The sequence below is a fragment of the Hahella sp. CCB-MM4 genome (assembly GCF_002260525.1).
GTDB lineage: Bacteria > Pseudomonadota > Gammaproteobacteria > Pseudomonadales > Oleiphilaceae > Hahella.
This window is the reverse complement of the sequence record NZ_MRYI01000017.1, coordinates 136940-152774: the sequence shown is the minus strand read 5'-3', so window position 1 is coordinate 152774 and position 15835 is coordinate 136940. Positions and strand designations below refer to the sequence as shown.

Below are 15835 nucleotides of genomic sequence, written 5' to 3'. Positions count from 1 at the left end.
CGGGTTTTACGCTTCTTATTCTGGTATTCGGCTTCGGAGAAGGTCATCTGTTCCATGGAAAGTATTCCTGATGAGTTAGCTTGGCCGTATTATGACTGATTTGGGGAGTTATTCAGAGTCTCCCTAGGTTTGCCATTTGCGTGGCCTTTGACGGAGAAAGATGAGTACACCAGCGTTGGTGTAAATTTTGGCGATATAAATATCGAATTTATAAGTTTTAGAGTCAGGTTTGGAATTAAGGATACAAAGTTCAAAGGATTTAGTGGTATCGCATTTAAAGTTGTGGATTCTCTCGAGGAATCCATAAAGAGTTTGAAGGAATCTGAGTTAAGCTATCGAGTTGGGGAAGAGTGTGAAGCTCACACAACTCTTTCTATAGAAGAAAGTCAGATTTTCCCCACAGTCTTCCTAGTCAAATATCACTTCGAAACTAGCGGTTGGGTTGAACGTCTTAAAAAAGAGTTTATTGAGTGTTCTGGTGGCAATTATCACATCGCTCGGTTTAAATCACTATCCGTTAGCAACAGAATACCAAATAACTTGAAAAATAATTTTCGAATTAATTTCGGTGTTAAGAATCAAGTCTGCTTTGAATCGTCCAACGGTGAACGTGCCGTTATTTCCGATTTGATAGAGAACTTGGAGATAGTAATTACGCCTAAAAATTAGCTCATGAGTAAATTTGAAAAACTAGTTAGGCTATTAGATCACCCCGATGATAATTATTGGGGGGATATACTTGCTGGCGAAGCTAGAGAAATAATTGATAGTGACCCAGAGGTATTATTGAGCTTTATCCTTGAACAATGGGAGTCGTGGCCAGAAAATCGGCTAGAGCACCTAGCTTATCTGCTAGGGGAAGGAGTGTCCAATGTAGAAGAGAAACTCATTATTGCTCTACACGGATCAAAATATAAAAGCGTAGTATTCCATGCTAAAGAAGCAGTCATTGAGCTTGAGTCCACGCGTAATAGACAAAGGCTGTAAGTGAAATTTATGACCAAGTATTCCGCTGTAATTGTTCTATTATTCGTTTCCGGTTGCACCTCTACTGTCCAACAAAATGTATCTAATGGAATCGTAAATATATTTTCTCATGCGATGGCTCTTCAGTGTTATAAATGCGAGCATGGAGATTGGCCAGAAAGTTTCCAATATATGAATAGCTTTGTTCCATCTTCAGAAAATTGTCTGGAAATCATGAAAGCAATTGAGCCAGGTAATAACATGTTTGAGCGCTTTCCATTTGCTAAATTGGTGAAAGAAGACGGAAATAAATTGCAATACAAAGGATTAGGCGAATCTAAGGAATATCAAAGACCTGTTGATATTAATATAAACATAGAAATTTCTGGGGCGGTGGCAAATATATGCACTTAACAAAGTGTTGCACTGGACAAAATTTTCTAGCGCCTATTTTATAAGGCAAGCCAGCCTATTATAAAAACCACCCGCAACATTTTGTTGGTGAGCGAGGCATTAAGCGGCAAATATGTCAGAACAAGAAGTAGTGTTCATGGTAATTGGCCTATTGGTTTTTCTATGTGTGGCGATTATTACGCACAGAAAACAGCGCCAACCATGCGATGAGTGTGGGGGAAGAATGACTCTAACCAAACTCGAAGATCCCATGGGGATAAACCTAAATCGAAAAGTCACATTTTCATTATATGTCGGGCCAAGGAAATACAAAGAAACCTGGCAGTGCAGATCTTGTGGTAAGCAAAAAACTGTTAACTACTGGGGTGGCTAGCACCTGTGGAACTCCGTACTTAACAAAGCATTATCCCATTATTTAGGCGGACCTTCATTCAAGGGCGTTGCTCCTACTATACGGCGGCAGTTTGCGGTATTAGTTGCCCTCATAGAAATTGAATATGAATATTACAGTCACAGCTAACACGCGAATGCGCACGAAGCCCGCAGTAATTAGGGCGTTATGAGTCCCCCGAGTGTCAGAGTAAGATATTAAAAATGAGTACACGAATATCCGCAATAAAAAATGGTGTTCAAGACAGAGACTCAGAGGCTTGGAAAAAGCTTTGTGAATATGTTGATGACCTTGCAGAGAGTGGTGGTGAGGAGTTTTCACCTAAGGAAGCAATAGGCGCTGAATTATTCAGTGAGATTCAGGAATTACCTGAATCGATAGCTAAATTGAAAAAGGTTAAGAAGATCTGGCTATATGGCAGCAAGATAGAAAGAATTCCGCCGGAAATTGGCGAGATGGAGTCATTGGAATATTTTGACCCATACACTTCTTATGAATTGCACTGGTTTCCATACGAGATTACAAGGTGCAAGAATCTTAGGGATAGTCGGATTAGTACACGAATATTGTATGGGAACTACAAAAATCGCATGGGTTTTCCAAAGCTTGATCGAAATCCAGTGAGATATGCTCAAGAAACTGTTAAGTGCAGTATCTGTGACAAGGAGATGAGCTACGATAAAACTAATCAACTCTGGGTTTCGCTTCGTGTTGGTACAGATGTGATTCCACTTTTAATTAACTGTTGCTCTGAAAAATGTGAACGTCAGATTCCATCGCCTCCCGAAAACTATGTTCGATTTCCTCACAAAGGTGGGAGTAGTTTGGAACAGCCCTCTTAACGAGGACGAAAAGTGGGAACTAAAAATGAAAAGGCGCGCACAACTCAATGAAATTGAGCTTGATGTTAAAACTAGCAAAAATGAGGAAACGAAACCTTTGTCGGTGATTCGAAAAGTCTGGGACAAACGGTGAATAAAGATAAAGCTCAAAACAAATACGCATGAGCTAGGCGTTAGGTTGTTTACGATTGGTGAATATGGATATTGAATTTATACGTTACTGCAGGTCAAAAAGTAGTGCTTTTGGCAATGCAGCGAGGAAAAGAGATCCAGAAAAGGCATGGAAAGAAACGATTGCTTTCCTGGATGGCTATACAAATTATGGCCTCTCAATACAGCCAACCATAGAACTATGGAATACTTCTCAACCTTCAATGGAGAGGTTGCTTAGCCAAGTAAAGGCAGAATATGGTGAAACTGATTTCGAATCAGGAACACCTTACAGGTGGCTGCTACCAAAAAAATTTGATCCAAAATTGCTTCAATTGGTATTTATGAACAAAGATCACCCGACTCAGGGTGTTGGGCCGATTAGAATTCATTTACCTTTTTGGTTTGAATGGAAATCAATTCCGATTCCAGTGCTTGAGAAGTATTCAGATGTATTTGAATATTTCAATAGAGGTAAACATGGCAGTTTTTCAATTATTATTGATAGTCGCCTTTTTATCCAATCAGAATTCGTGATCCCTTATGGGCTTGGAACCATTGAAGCATCTGAGTTTATCAATGATTTAAGGTCAAAGCTTCCATTTAAGTTAAGCGATTCTTCCTTGGTTTGTTTTCGAAGCAAGCTACTTAAAAATGGTAAAGTTACCTATAAGTCGTATGGTACATATAAAAAGTTTAACGTAACAAACGCTCCAAAGGCGACGCTTGGAGGTTCACTATAAGCGGACGTTGAGGCTGTTGAAAGAATTCCCACCCGAATCAATTTTGCTGTGCTGGAAGTGCGCAAAAAGGACCTGTTGCTATGCTCAAGTTGAAGCCTTACAACTATGAAAGTCATCAAATTTCAAGACCGAGCTTCAGCTCGGCACTTTGGAATACGCAGTCCATTATCTGATCGACGATAAGCTCTACCTATCGGTCTTTTATCTCAACGACAAAAACGATGAGAGTGCGCGGTCTGCTTATGATCGGTGATCCTGCTTTTCGCGGTTTTTATACAGGCTCGTAGCTCTTGAAGGTGAGTTTGTTGTGCAATATTCAGTATCAAAAGAATATTTAGGGTTAAGTGTAGAAGTAATAATAGATAGGCCATTGGGTTCCAAGCACCCTGGATATCACTACGAATACCCGGTTAACTATGGCTATATTGCAGGAACGTTATCCCCGGATGGGGAAGAACTGGATGCATATGTTTTAGGAGTAAATAAGCCTCTAGATAGGTTTTCCGGAATTTGTGTAGCAGTAATAAGACGTTTGGATGATCGCGACGATAAATTAATTGTTGTCCCAGAAGGGTACACCATAAGTGAGGAAGCCATTTTGGCAGCAACACATTTTCAAGAAAAATGGTTTCGTTCTGAGTTAGTGTGTGAGCCAACGAAAATATCAACCTGACGCATGGTGGTGCAGGTTATCCTGGTGTTAGCACTTATGAAAAGTCTTACTGCACGTCCGGAGAAAATCATCGGCAATATTGCGCTGGCAAGTCTGTTGGCTGGCCCGCCAATCGGTGTTGCTCTGTCTCTACTAGGCGGTCTTCTGCAGCCATCGGGACTTTCCGTTCTTGATTGGATCGAGGTCATTGTTAGCGGCTTGTTCGCTGGACCGTTCATCCTTTTTATCGCAGGGCTGGTCGTTCTCGCGCCAACCCTCGGCGTTTTGAGACATTTCGGTTACGGCGGCCCAACGTTTGTTTATGCAATCACGACTCTCTTCAGTTTTTTCTCAATGAGCAGCGATTTGCGGCTTGGCCTTGTTTCGCTTGCGTTCTCTTTACCGGCAAGCTACGTCTTCTGTAAGTATAGTTATTGAGAATTTGAGGATGGAATAAATCGAGATACACATTATTGGCAAGCTCCCACAATTTACGAAAGTTGCGGAAAAGCTTTGGGGAAAAGATTCAGATTACGATTCAGATGGAGACGCCTCCAGTCCTGGTTCCCAGGAGTGGTCCGAGCTAACTTTGATAAACCGGTCTGACGAAAGCCAAAGAATTGATATCGATCCAGTTAACAATAACCCTAAACATTTGGTTGTTTGTTCTGAATCGTCAGAGCTTGTGCAAAAAGTAATACACTTTTTGCAGCAGTATGGCTCAATTAGGTAGGTCAACATTTAGCAAGTGCCAGCAACGGACTCGCAAACCTGTTACGACTTTTGTGCCAAAAGCCGCCCCAGCTTTGTGAGCTGCAGTGACAGACGTCGAGCATAGGAAGCGATGGGACATTCATTTACTACTTTTAAGGAAAAACATATCCGATCGAAAGACTCTAAGGTTGAGGTATGGTTGTTCTTGATCGTCGAGAAGGCCAAATATTTGATGGATCAGGAACCCTGGTTGAAAGAAGCGATAGCGCATTGGCAAGAACAGGCTGAGTTATCAATCAATGGATGCATAAAACCAGATTTTGATACTTATTTGGTCAGCGAGCATCATGTCGAGATAATGATAGGAATATGTACCTCGATACAAAATGATTTGAATCGATTTGGAAAATATATACCAAAGGAATATCTCAATAATTTATGTGGCTATCAGCCGCCGTACGAGATAAAGCAGGATAACGACTCAGAACAATATTTGTCGTATGGGCAGAAACTACTGGATCTATTGTCTGGTAATCAGGTGGTGGAATGTGAAAATGTTTAGCAAGGCCAAGCGCCAGCATGCACTGAGTGTGCTGGATCTCGCTACGCTTGGCTGGTTTTGGTGGCGTTATGCACAGGAGAGCTCATGAGCTTCGACTTGTTTTTACACTTCTTTTCCGAGGGGAAACCCCAGCTCGTAGCGACTCAGCTTGTGAAAAGGGCATTCGGAAGTGCCTTTGTGGAAAATGATCGTGGATTTGACTTGAAGTACGACGCAGAGAACTTTTCAAACGTTTATGGTGATTTTGAGTTGGAGCTAATCGACAGCTTCATGATAAGCAGGCCCAGCATGCATCCAGAATTTTGGAGTTCGGTACTTGAAGTGCTCTGCCAGGAGGGGGCGACCTTGGTTGCTCCGGGGGTGGGCTATTTGGTCACGGCAAACCCCAGTTCCGAAAAGCATGTTCCGAGGGATGTAGGTATGCCTATTCAGTGCGTGAAAACTGGTAACGAAATAGTTGAGCTCATACGAAATTAATAGCATCCCCATCAACACAGATAGCCAAAACCAGTGAACTTTTTTGTTCGAAGAGGCGTTAAATGACGTGGAAAAAATAACTCCAAAATCCGTAAAGCCGCTAAATCAGGATGAGCTAGAAGTTCTTTCTACTGAGAGGCTTCTTGCTTACCTGCGCCGATTACAGAAATGTGAAGAATCTATTGAACTTTCTGATTGGCAATTAAACGAAGTCTCCACGATTAGTGGTATTGTTTTCAAATCCTCGGAAGAATGGAAAACACAATACAATCTGGTAAAAGTGGTGTTGGCAAAGAGGCCAAACGTTGATTAGTTCGCGCGGTCCATATTAAGCAGGCTAGCCTGTACGCTTTGGCGTTGTGCTCTCAAAACAATCACACATTTAAATATGAGGTGAAAATGAAAATTAAGGAAAGCTCACTCCCAGCAGACGTGCTGGAAAAAATAAAGAATCCAGACCCAATTGAGGGTGAGGATATTCTCATCGAGAACGAAAGTGGCGAGTTAGTAGGTGTCATAATTCAGCCAAAAGCATACGAGTTTTTTCTTAAGAAGATTGAAGAAAAAGAGGATGAGATGGATGGCGCGCTCGATGAAAAATACGATTCAAGTGCCAAAAGCTTAGACGATCTAATGGGAGAGGATTGAAATGAGCGACCAAAAGCCACGCCAGGAAACGGAAGAAGAGAAAGATCGTCGGCTTAATCAAGATGCGACAATGGAAAAGCTAAAAACCCCCAAACATGAAATCAAGAAGCTGAAGACATTGGGAGAGCTGCTTAAGGAGAAGCCTTAATGTATACGGTACGCTTCTCAAAAAAAGCGGAAAAGGCTCTGAAGAAGATAGACCATGTTATGAGACGACGAGTTTTGCAAAAAATGGAAAATCTGACTATCAATCCTCGTAACGGTCCAAATATTAAAACTATGCAAGGCTTCCATAACCGATACCGGTACAGAATCGGAGACTTTCGTGTAGTGTATGAAGTAATCGATTCAGAGCTTGTAGTGTGGGTGCTAGAGGCTGACTGGCGAGGAAATATTTACTAATAGCTAACACATTGCTACGCCTGAGCCTAACAGTCGCAGTCCCATTTCTTTAAATCCCAACAAACATTTCATGAATAAAAGTCCGGTCGCAGTTTTTAGCATAAACTGGTATTTGCGATTATTTTATAGGTAGATCAACACCACTTGAGGCAAATGATGGTGAATACACTGATTAAAAACCTGAAACTGTTGCTGGTGTGCCTATCCCTGATGTTGATTTGTCTGCTGACAACAGGGACGTCAATGGCTGATCCGAGGTGGAAATCACCTGACCCGGAATTTACCTGGTATTGGCAGCTGGATAATGAGAGTTCTCTGGACCTGCCGTTTGATGCCTATGATGTTTCTCTCTATGACGTTACCGAGTCCTTTTTGGAAGATCTCAAAGCGCAGGGCGCTTACCTGATTTGTTATTTTTCCCTCGGCACCAGTGAAGAATATAACCCTGACCGGGCACAGTTTCAGTCAAATGATTTAGGGACTGCAATGGAAGGCCACCCAACGGAACGCTGGGTGAATCCCGGATCAGACAACGTCCGGAAGATTATGCTGAAGCGTCTGGATCATGCTTCCAAATTGGGGTGTGATGCAGTAGAGCCGGATAACGTGAACTACCAGGGCAATACTACCGGGTTTAAGGTCAGTCCCTCACAGCAGCTAGCTTTTTTGGTGTGGTTCAGTCAGGAGGCCCATAAAAGAGGATTGGCAATTGGCTTGAAGAACAATCTGGATCAGGCCGAAGCACTGCAACCGTATTTTGATTTCTCGGTAAACGAACAATGCTTTGAATATGAGGAATGTGAGGCATTGGAAGTATTTACGAAAGCGGGAAAAGCCGTTTTCAATGCCGAATACCTACCCAAGTATCGAGAAAGTGAAGCTGAAAGGAATCAACTATGCCGGAAGGCGCTGGCATTGAACATGCGCACACTGGTACTGAATGAAGAGCTGGACGGTACTTACTTTTACAGCTGTGATCTAATGTACGTGGAATGATGGAAGCATAATTTCCAGAGTTTGGTCCAAACCCAATGCTCCGTTGTTATTGCATCTCTTTACATAAATCTAGCCAGTTCTGAATACCTGCGCTGCGATATTTCTCTTTGTGCAATATAAAGTAGAAATGCCGACCGAACTGTCGTTGAGGGACGGGAAGTGGAATCAAGCTGCCTCGCTTGAAGGCGTCTTCCAGGGTTATGCGGGACAGGCAGCCAATTCCCAGGCCGGCTTCAACGGCTCTTTTGATGGCTTCGGTATGTTCCAGTTCAATGGCGACCTTCAGTTGTGGAATAATGCCGTGCATCGCCCACTCGAACGCTTGGCGGGTGCCTGAGCCTCTTTCGCGCAGAATCCATTCCACGTTCAGTATGTCCTCATCCGATAGCTCTGCTTTTTTAGCATAAGGATGCTCGGGGGCGCAGAAGACAGCCAGCTCGTCCTCACGCCAGGGAATGACGTCAAGATCAGGGTTATTTAATTCACCCTCAATCAAGCCGATGTCCAGTTCAAAGTTCAATACTTTGCGTGCGATGGTGGTAGTGTTGGCCACCTCCAGGGAAACATTGGCTGCCGGATGGTCTTTCATGAAGCGGGCCATGATGGTTACCGCCAGATAATTACCGATGGAGAGTGTAGCGCCCACTTTCAGAGAGCCGATGTCCGTGTGCTGACGAAAGTCCAGCTCCAGGTCTTCCGCCCGCTCGATCAGGGCTTCCACTCGTGGTCTTAGCAGACGGCCGAGCTCATTGAGCTGAAGTGTTTTGCCTACCCGGTCGAAAAGCTGGATGTCGAATTGGGACTCAAGGGTCTTCAGGGCTTCGCTGGCTGCAGACTGTGACATGGACAAATGCCTGGCTGCCTGAGTAATGTTCTCGTAGTGGGCGGCGGCCAGAAATATTTGAAGTTGACGTAGGGTAAAGTGCATTATCGGTATTATCGATTAGTGTAATTGAATAAACCTGTTTTACAGATAGGTTACACTTTGGCTAAATTGCGGGCAATGAAATATTGAACCCGTTTGATAGAACTGCTGTCTATATAGAAATACCAAATCGACATTATAGTGGCATCAAGTCAACATTAAAGGAGAGACTACCGTGTCAGGATTCCGTAAAGAAGTGGTTACCGATGTACATCATTGGAATGAATCACTTTTTAGTTTCAAAACCAGTCGTGATCCGTCGTTCCGTTTCAAGAACGGCCACTTCATCATGATTGGGCTGCCACAGGAAGACGGCCGTCCCCTGATGCGTGCCTACAGTATTGCCAGTGCTAACTATGAAGAAGAGCTGGAGTTTTTCAGTATTAAGGTGCCGGACGGTCCTTTGACTTCCAAGTTGCAGAAGATCAAGCCGGGTGACGAGATCATCATGAGCCGCAAGCCTACCGGCACACTGGTCCTGGATCATCTTCTGCCGGGTCGGCATTTGTATCTGATCAGTACTGGAACTGGTCTGGCGCCTTTCATGAGCATCATCAAGGATCCGGAAACCTATGAGCAGTACGACAAAGTTATCCTGACTCATGGTGTGCGTCAGGTATCTGAGCTGGCATACCAGCAGTTGATCTCTGAGGAGCTGCCAAATAACGAATTCTTCGGTGAGTTCATACAAGATAAATTGATTTATTACCCAACGGTGACCCGCGAGCCATACGTCAACCGTGGCCGGATTACCGATCTGATGACCAGCGGCAAGCTGTTTTCCGATATCGGTCTGCCGAACATGGATCCTGAAGTGGACCGTTTTATGGTGTGTGGTTCACCAAGTATGCTGAAAGATACTTGTGCGATCCTGGACGAGCGTGGATTCAAGGAAGCCCGTCATGGTGATCTTGGACACTATGTGATCGAAAGGGCGTTTGTAGAGAGCTGATTTGCTCTTGTAGAGCTTTTTAGTCATATGCAAACAACAAAAGGGGCGGATCTTTAAATCCGCCCCTTTTGTGTATTGATGCTCAGCAATCTTTATTTTGCGCTGCTACCGCTTCTTTGACATTTTCACAGGCTTTGGTGATCGCCTCACCGGTCGCATGGCCTGCATCCTTGATGGCTTCGCCTGTATTTGTCAGTGCCTGGTCAACAGACTTTCCGGCTTTCTCAAATGAGTCGGAGGCACAACCGCCAAGGGTTGTGAACGAAATCAGAAGGGTTGAGATAAATACTGCTTTTATCATCGATGTTGTACCTGATCAGGAAGGTTTCTTGTTTTCAAATGTCTGCAACTGATCTTCTGTTGCGGGTTTCTGGTATTTCTCTTTCCATTCCGCGTAAGGCATTCCATAAACGATTTCACGTGCTGCAGCATCTTCAACTTCGACGCCTTGCTCTTCTGCGGCTGCACGATACCACTTGCTCAGACAGTTGCGGCAGAATCCTGCCAGATTCATCAGGTCGATATTCTGAACGTCAGTATTGTCCTGGAAGTGTTTGACCAGACGCCGAAATACAGCGGCTTCAATTTCGGTTTGGGTTTTCTGATCCATGGGAAATAACTCAAATAGTTGGATGATCTGAATATTGATACGGCAGTCTTGACAGGTCTGGCTGCCCGCATCTCTGGTGTGGAGAAAAAGGTAACCTGATGTGGTGAGGAAATCCAGTGCGGAGGTCTCAGCCTTATGAGCCTCAATTATGGATATAGACTTCAAGCTTTTCTAAAACCCTTATCTCTATCTATTTTCATTGCTCTTCATGATTCTTCATGAGTCTCTATGATCCACTATCAGCATCTTAGTTCTTCTCAAAACCTTCAGGTACTTTTCCCTGGATGTGATAAGCAAAGGCGATGATCTCAGCGATCACCCGGTATAGGAGTTCTGGGATTTCATCCCCTAGATCCAGTTGTGACAGCGAGTGCACCAATTCAGGATTTTCATACAGCGGGACACCATGCTCCCGGGCAATGGCGATGATCTCCTCAGCCAGATCGCCTTCCCCTTTGGCTGATACCGTAGGGGCCTTGACGCCATCGTACATCAAGGCGATGGCTTTGGAATTCTGTCCGGTCTCTTGATCAGGCATCAGGCTCGTTCGTCTATCAATTGTCTGGATATCGGGGTTTGCGGGGGAGGGGGAGAGCCTTTGCGCACCGCCAGATCGCCCACTTGAAGACCCCAGTCCTGCAGTCCCTTACGCAAATGGGGTAATTCACTATTAACCAGTTTCAAGGTGTGTTGCTGATCAGCCCAGAAAGTAGCTGAAACGGTACCGTCGGTGTAAAGGACATGACTTTGAAAAGGTCCGATGTGTTCCAGATCGAAGGCGAGAATCAGCTTCCATCTGGCCTGCTGCTTTTTCTTTTCTTTATCGTCCTGGTTCTCTTTCTCCATACGGATCTGTACTGAATCCAGCCGTTGTCCTTGTATTGGTAACTCCAGAAACCAAACCTGGGTGTTGGTGCCGTCAGGAGCAGGCGTCAGACTCTGTTGCAGTGCATTAAGCTGATTGACATGAATTCTGGAAATCGCCTGCGCCAATGCACGGAGAATTTCGCCTGCATCCAACTGAGTGCTTGGTTGGTGCTGGGAGGTGCCGGTTTGGTGCATGCTGGGAAAGGCTAGGGGATGTCCCCCTTGAGTGTAGTTGGCTACCTGTTGGGTCAACCAGTTGACCAGCGCCTCCCAGTTTTTCGGAAGTGCCTGGTTCGGCGATTGTTGCAGGTGGCTGAGTAAGGTCGACAGGCTGGTCATCAGCAATGCTTTGATATCTTTTGGGGCCAGTTGCGCGAGGTTGGAATCAGTGGTCAGCGGATTTCTGTCTGAGACTGCTTGGCCTGGTTTGATATCGGATAACGGCTTTGTCTCGCGTAGCAGCTTGGATTCCAGATTGATCCCTGAGTCTTTTATGGCACTTTTCAGTGCCTCGGGCTGAGCCAGGTCTGCTTGCTTCAGAATGGCGCTGCTGAGCTGCTTCGCCAGTTCCCTGACCGGCGCAGGCAATGGAGGGCTGCTCTGGGTTGTCTCCTGGCCCGCGGCAAGTATGTTGCTCAGCCCCCCCTTTAGCTCACTTTGTAAAGGCAGCCATTTTGACAATGCCTGGATGATCGGGCGCAGGGTGTTTTCCAGTGAGGTTTCCGGACTTGGCTGGTGCACTACCTGCAAACCCTGTTGCGGCAGTACTTTAAGTGTTAACAGCTTGCCAACGGACAGCTCGGGTGGAAGTTGTTTGGCGAGGATTTCTGTTTGCAGGGTCTTTTTTGTTTCAACTACCTGTAATGCTAACTGCCACAGCCTTAGCGGTTGCTCGGTATTAGATTTGGAGCCTTCCGCTGTGGCCAGCTGCTGAGTGGCACTGAACAGCTGTGCTGCCCGAGCTTCCGGTGAAGTACCGGAGGGGGCTTTGGAGGCCGGGGTCTGCGATAACTGCTGGGTGGTTTGTGCGGTTTCGTGCTCGGCCTTGATGTTCGCGCTGAGAATCCTGGCGGTAATGATTTCCCCCACGGTTCGTTTTATGTCGACCAGTTCTGACGAAGCTGTCGATCTCGTAGAGGGGGGCGACTTTAGTGGGGAAGTATTTGGTGGCAATTCGGTCTTCATGGAACAACTTTCACCGGAAAACAGCAGGTATTGCAACGGACACTGTTTGAAATTTCAACAGCTATATCCATGTTATCGGCTGAGATTTGCTTAATCACACAAAAATTGTCATATGTCAGATGAAATTTAGTAATTTTCAGGTTTTAACGACTGCTTTACCCTGACGATTCAGAACTGCCTGGGCTATAATGCGCGGCGTTTGGCCTCTATGACAAGCATAGCAGTCCCTGAACTATACAACCTTAATCCAGAACCTCCCCTGGTTAAATCAGGTGGTTCTCCAACGGAATAATCTGAAGCGTGCCGATGACATCCCAGACGCCATTACTGCAAGCCCGGAGTTTATTTTGCGAACGCGATGACCGGGTACTGTTTGACGGTCTGTCATTTACCGTGGATTCTGGTGAAATTCTTCAGATCGAAGGCCCTAACGGCGCTGGTAAGACCACATTGCTTCGGCTGGTGAGCGGGTTGATGCCGCTGCATGAAGGGGAATTGCTATGGAAAGGCCAACCCATTTCTGATGTGCATCACGACTTTATCACGTCCGTTCTCTATCTTGGCCATAAAACCGGAATCAAAAGCTTGTTGTCACCGCTGGAAAATCTCCGTATCTGGTGTGGTGCCCGTTTTGCCTGTAATGAAAAAGAGATGATCGCTGCCCTGGAAAAAGTGGGACTGGGTGGGTATGAAGAAGTGCCCTGCCACAGCCTGTCCGCGGGCCAGCAACGCCGTGCTGCTCTGGCACGTCTGCACCTTTCCCCGGCCCAAGCCTGGATACTTGATGAAGCTTTTACTGCGATTGATAAAGATGGCGTGAGGGAGCTGGAAAGCTGGATTGTCGAAAAAGCCCGTCAGGGCGGGATGGTACTGCTAACTACTCATCACCGGATCACAGCACACGACAGACTGAGAAAACTGCAATTGGGTAAGGGACAGGAAGCAGAGGCTGTGCATGAAGTTCTGGGTGAAGAATCTCTGGATGAACAAACTCCGGATATAAAAGGCGTGGCAGCCAATAGCTCGGAAGCCAATAGCTCGGAAGCCAATAGTCCAGAAACCAGTAGCTCAGAAACTAATAGCACGAAAACTAATAGCTCAGAAGCCAATAACGCCGGGGAGGGCATATGAGCGATCGCAGTCAGCCCCTGAATCTCTGGCAAGTGTTTTTCGCGGTAGTGAAAAGAGACCTGTTACTGGCTTTTCGGCGTCGGCAGGATCTCGCCAATCCGTTAATTTTCTTTGTCATTGTGATCAGCCTGTTTCCACTGGGGGTTTCGCCGGAACCGGCGTTCCTCGCAACCTCGGCAGCCGGGGTTGTATGGGTGGCGGCTTTGCTGGCTACATTGTTATCCCTGGACGCGATGTTTCGCGCTGACTACGAAGACGGCGCTTTGGAGCAAATGATACTGACTCCGCAGCCGCTGTTTCTGCTGGTGTTGGGTAAGATTCTGGCCCATTGGCTGGTGACAGGTCTGCCATTGATTCTTCTTAGCCCCGTCCTGGCAATAATGTTGCATTTGGATGAGTCCCTGCTGGCCATTTTGGTGCTGACTCTTCTGGTGGGGACGCCGGTATTGAGCCTAATTGGTGCAATCGGAGCGGCTTTGACGGTAGGATTAAGGGTTGGCGGTGTGTTGATTTCCTTATTGATCCTGCCCCTTTATATACCGGTTCTGATATTCGGCACCGGGACAGTGCAGGCAGCCGCGGCAGGTTCCGAGTATGCCGGATTTCTCGCAATACAGGGGGCGATACTGATGTTGGCGCTGGCATTAGCGCCATTTGCCGCCGCAGCCGGATTGAAGATCAGTGCTTCGAACTGATTCGGAACTGACATAGCTATTAATTTGGAACTGGCATGGCAATTAATTTGGAACTTGCATAGCAATTAATTCGGAACTGACATAGCACTGATTTCGGAAAAGACATAGCAATAGAGGTGAAATAAACAGCCCATGTGGAGCAGCTTCAAGAGATGGTTTCATCAGTGGGGTTCCCCCAAATGGTTCTATGAACGGAGCCTGGTCTGGTCAAGATGGCTTGGGGTGATCGCGTTGGTGTGTATCCCTGCGGGAATTCTCTGGGGCCTGTTATTTGCACCGGAAGATTACCAGCAGGGCAATAGCTTTCGCATTATCTATCTGCATGTACCCGCTGCGGTGCTGGCCCAGTCCTGTTATGTCCTGATGGCAGCCGCCGGATTCGTGGGGCTGGTTTGGAAAATGAAAGTGGCGGATGTGGTGCTAAAATCCGCAGCGCCAATCGGTGCGTCGTTCTGTTTTCTTGCGTTGTTCACCGGCGCTGTATGGGGCAAACCGACCTGGGGGACCTGGTGGGTGTGGGATGCCAGATTAACCTCCATGTTAATTCTTCTTTTTCTGTATTTTGGTGTGATCGCGTTGGAGTCGGCCATTCAGGATGCTATTACCGCGGGCAAGGCCGCCGCCGTTCTTTGTATTGTGGGTGTGGTCAACATCCCGATCATCAAATATTCCGTAGAGTGGTGGAATACCCTGCATCAGCCGGCAACATTCAAATTGACCGAAAAGCCTGCCATGCCAATGGAAATGTGGTTGCCGCTATTGATCATGATCATCGGGATCTATGCCTTCTTCGGTTATGCACTTTTCTTACGAAGTCGTAATGAGATTATCGAACGTGAACGTCGTACCCTATGGGTCCGCGAGCTTGTCGAGCGGGAGTCTGCAGCATGAGTTTTTCCAGTCTGAACGACGTTATTCACATGGGTGGGCATGGTCTGTATGTCTGGTTGTCATACGGAGCCGGCGTTGCCATTCTCAGTTATAACCTGGTGGCACCAAAAATGAAGCAGAATGCGCTGATGAAGCGTTTATCCCAGCAGTTAAAAAGGGAGAAACTTGCCAAATGAACCCCAAGCGCAAGCAAAGATTACTGGCGGTAACCTTTATTGTTGTGGGGGTGGGGGCCGCCGTTGGGTTGGCACTGTTCGCCCTGAGCCAGAATATCAATCTATTTTTCAATCCCAGCCAGATCGCCGCTGGTGAAGCCCCGGTGGATCAGCGTATCCGTGTCGGCGGTATGGTGGTGGAGGGAAGCGTCAATCGAGATCCCAATTCCCTGGCAGTTACCTTTAATCTGACCGATTACAACGGGGTAGTGACCGTTGCATACACTGGTATTCTTCCCGATCTGTTTCGTGAAGGGCAGGGCGTGGTGACCCAGGGGAGGTTGGATACCCAGGGTATTTTTCAGGCCGATGAAGTGTTGGCCAAGCACGATGAAAACTATATGCCGCCGGAGATTCAGCGGGCTGTAGATAAAGCCAAACAGGCTGAAGCAACGAATTGATAGCGC

At 46.3% G+C, this 15835-nt stretch carries 25 protein-coding genes; 20 read left to right on the top strand and 5 right to left on the bottom strand.

Annotated elements, in window-relative coordinates:
* Positions 1-129: 129 nt before the first annotated feature.
* The 14 genes from BTA51_RS23450 to BTA51_RS23390 all read left to right on the top strand — a co-directional run bounded on the left by BTA51_RS23450 (position 130) and on the right by BTA51_RS23390 (position 7957).
* Entirely contained in the window at positions 130-669 is a 540-nt protein-coding gene (locus BTA51_RS23450) for a hypothetical protein (protein ID WP_210404907.1), read from the top strand.
* 3 nt (positions 670-672) lie between these two features.
* On the top strand, positions 673-987 hold the full coding sequence (locus BTA51_RS23445; RefSeq protein ID WP_094711519.1) for a hypothetical protein: 315 nt from the start codon (positions 673-675) through the stop codon (positions 985-987).
* A gap of 9 nt (positions 988-996) precedes the next feature.
* Positions 997-1380: a hypothetical protein gene (locus tag BTA51_RS29995; RefSeq protein ID WP_141215665.1), complete on the top strand. Its 384-nt coding sequence runs from the start codon at positions 997-999 to the stop codon at positions 1378-1380.
* Positions 1381-1974: 594 nt separating this feature from the next.
* A complete protein-coding gene (locus BTA51_RS23435; protein WP_094711517.1) occupies positions 1975-2613 on the top strand; it encodes a hypothetical protein in 639 nt (212 codons plus the stop codon).
* A gap of 197 nt (positions 2614-2810) precedes the next feature.
* Positions 2811-3506: a hypothetical protein gene (locus BTA51_RS23430; protein WP_094711516.1), complete on the top strand. Its 696-nt coding sequence runs from the start codon at positions 2811-2813 to the stop codon at positions 3504-3506.
* 307 nt (positions 3507-3813) lie between these two features.
* Positions 3814-4179, top strand: a complete 366-nt coding sequence (locus BTA51_RS23425) for an inorganic diphosphatase (protein WP_094711515.1) — start codon at positions 3814-3816, stop codon at positions 4177-4179.
* A gap of 36 nt (positions 4180-4215) precedes the next feature.
* A complete protein-coding gene (locus BTA51_RS23420) occupies positions 4216-4596 on the top strand; it encodes a hypothetical protein (RefSeq protein ID WP_094711514.1) in 381 nt (126 codons plus the stop codon).
* A gap of 406 nt (positions 4597-5002) precedes the next feature.
* Positions 5003-5434 (top strand): hypothetical protein, encoded by a 432-nt coding sequence (locus tag BTA51_RS23415; protein ID WP_094711513.1) that lies wholly within the window; start codon positions 5003-5005, stop codon positions 5432-5434.
* Between the two features lie 84 nt (positions 5435-5518).
* The gene (locus tag BTA51_RS23410) at positions 5519-5911 is read left to right on the top strand and encodes a hypothetical protein (RefSeq protein ID WP_094711512.1); all 393 of its coding nucleotides are present in this window, start codon (positions 5519-5521) and stop codon (positions 5909-5911) included.
* 67 nt (positions 5912-5978) lie between these two features.
* Positions 5979-6224 (top strand): hypothetical protein, encoded by a 246-nt coding sequence (locus BTA51_RS23405; RefSeq protein WP_141215663.1) that lies wholly within the window; start codon positions 5979-5981, stop codon positions 6222-6224.
* 86 nt (positions 6225-6310) lie between these two features.
* Complete coding sequence (locus BTA51_RS23400) at positions 6311-6559, top strand: hypothetical protein (protein ID WP_094711510.1); 249 nt, start codon at positions 6311-6313, stop codon at positions 6557-6559.
* Between the two features lies 1 nt (position 6560).
* On the top strand, positions 6561-6707 hold the full coding sequence (locus BTA51_RS30280; RefSeq protein WP_168188275.1) for a hypothetical protein: 147 nt from the start codon (positions 6561-6563) through the stop codon (positions 6705-6707).
* Positions 6707-6961: a type II toxin-antitoxin system RelE/ParE family toxin gene (locus BTA51_RS30935; RefSeq protein ID WP_094711509.1), complete on the top strand. Its 255-nt coding sequence runs from the start codon at positions 6707-6709 to the stop codon at positions 6959-6961. The genes BTA51_RS30280 and BTA51_RS30935 overlap by 1 nt, the downstream gene beginning before the upstream one ends.
* A gap of 153 nt (positions 6962-7114) precedes the next feature.
* On the top strand, positions 7115-7957 hold the full coding sequence (locus tag BTA51_RS23390) for an endo alpha-1,4 polygalactosaminidase (protein ID WP_094711508.1): 843 nt from the start codon (positions 7115-7117) through the stop codon (positions 7955-7957).
* Positions 7958-8003: 46 nt separating this feature from the next.
* Here the strand turns inward: BTA51_RS23390 and BTA51_RS23385 are convergent, their stop codons facing one another.
* Positions 8004-8885 (bottom strand): LysR family transcriptional regulator, encoded by an 882-nt coding sequence (locus BTA51_RS23385; RefSeq protein WP_094711507.1) that lies wholly within the window; start codon positions 8883-8885, stop codon positions 8004-8006.
* Between the two features lie 172 nt (positions 8886-9057).
* On the opposite strand from BTA51_RS23385, the gene BTA51_RS23380 reads away from it, so the two are divergent.
* Positions 9058-9834 (top strand): ferredoxin--NADP reductase, encoded by a 777-nt coding sequence (locus BTA51_RS23380; RefSeq protein WP_094711506.1) that lies wholly within the window; start codon positions 9058-9060, stop codon positions 9832-9834.
* An 82-nt stretch (positions 9835-9916) separates the two neighbouring features.
* Here BTA51_RS23380 and BTA51_RS23375 read toward each other — a convergent pair whose 3' ends face one another.
* The 4 genes from BTA51_RS23375 to BTA51_RS23360 form a co-directional block, all read right to left on the bottom strand.
* The gene (locus BTA51_RS23375) at positions 9917-10135 is read right to left on the bottom strand and encodes a hypothetical protein (protein ID WP_094711505.1); all 219 of its coding nucleotides are present in this window, start codon (positions 10133-10135) and stop codon (positions 9917-9919) included.
* 15 nt (positions 10136-10150) lie between these two features.
* Positions 10151-10444: a DUF1244 domain-containing protein gene (locus BTA51_RS23370; RefSeq protein WP_094711527.1), complete on the bottom strand. Its 294-nt coding sequence runs from the start codon at positions 10442-10444 to the stop codon at positions 10151-10153.
* A 247-nt stretch (positions 10445-10691) separates the two neighbouring features.
* Positions 10692-10982: an EscU/YscU/HrcU family type III secretion system export apparatus switch protein gene (locus BTA51_RS23365; RefSeq protein ID WP_094711504.1), complete on the bottom strand. Its 291-nt coding sequence runs from the start codon at positions 10980-10982 to the stop codon at positions 10692-10694.
* Entirely contained in the window at positions 10982-12496 is a 1515-nt protein-coding gene (locus BTA51_RS23360) for a flagellar hook-length control protein FliK (RefSeq protein WP_141215662.1), read from the bottom strand. Before BTA51_RS23360 ends, BTA51_RS23365 begins: the two co-directional genes overlap by 1 nt.
* 306 nt (positions 12497-12802) lie before the next feature.
* Here BTA51_RS23360 and ccmA point away from each other — a divergent pair, with 306 nt between their 5' ends.
* The 5 genes from ccmA to ccmE all read left to right on the top strand — a co-directional run bounded on the left by ccmA (position 12803) and on the right by ccmE (position 15829).
* The gene (gene ccmA / locus BTA51_RS23355) at positions 12803-13627 is read left to right on the top strand and encodes a cytochrome c biogenesis heme-transporting ATPase CcmA (RefSeq protein WP_094711502.1); all 825 of its coding nucleotides are present in this window, start codon (positions 12803-12805) and stop codon (positions 13625-13627) included.
* A complete protein-coding gene (gene ccmB, locus BTA51_RS23350; protein ID WP_094711501.1) occupies positions 13624-14322 on the top strand; it encodes a heme exporter protein CcmB in 699 nt (232 codons plus the stop codon). Before ccmA ends, ccmB begins: the two co-directional genes overlap by 4 nt.
* Positions 14323-14454: 132 nt before the next feature.
* Positions 14455-15213, top strand: a complete 759-nt coding sequence (locus BTA51_RS23345; RefSeq protein WP_094711500.1) for a heme ABC transporter permease — start codon at positions 14455-14457, stop codon at positions 15211-15213.
* Positions 15210-15389: a heme exporter protein CcmD gene (gene ccmD / locus BTA51_RS23340; RefSeq protein ID WP_094711499.1), complete on the top strand. Its 180-nt coding sequence runs from the start codon at positions 15210-15212 to the stop codon at positions 15387-15389. Before BTA51_RS23345 ends, ccmD begins: the two co-directional genes overlap by 4 nt.
* On the top strand, positions 15386-15829 hold the full coding sequence (gene ccmE, locus BTA51_RS23335) for a cytochrome c maturation protein CcmE (protein ID WP_094711498.1): 444 nt from the start codon (positions 15386-15388) through the stop codon (positions 15827-15829). The genes ccmD and ccmE overlap by 4 nt, the downstream gene beginning before the upstream one ends.
* Positions 15830-15835 lie beyond the last annotated feature (6 nt).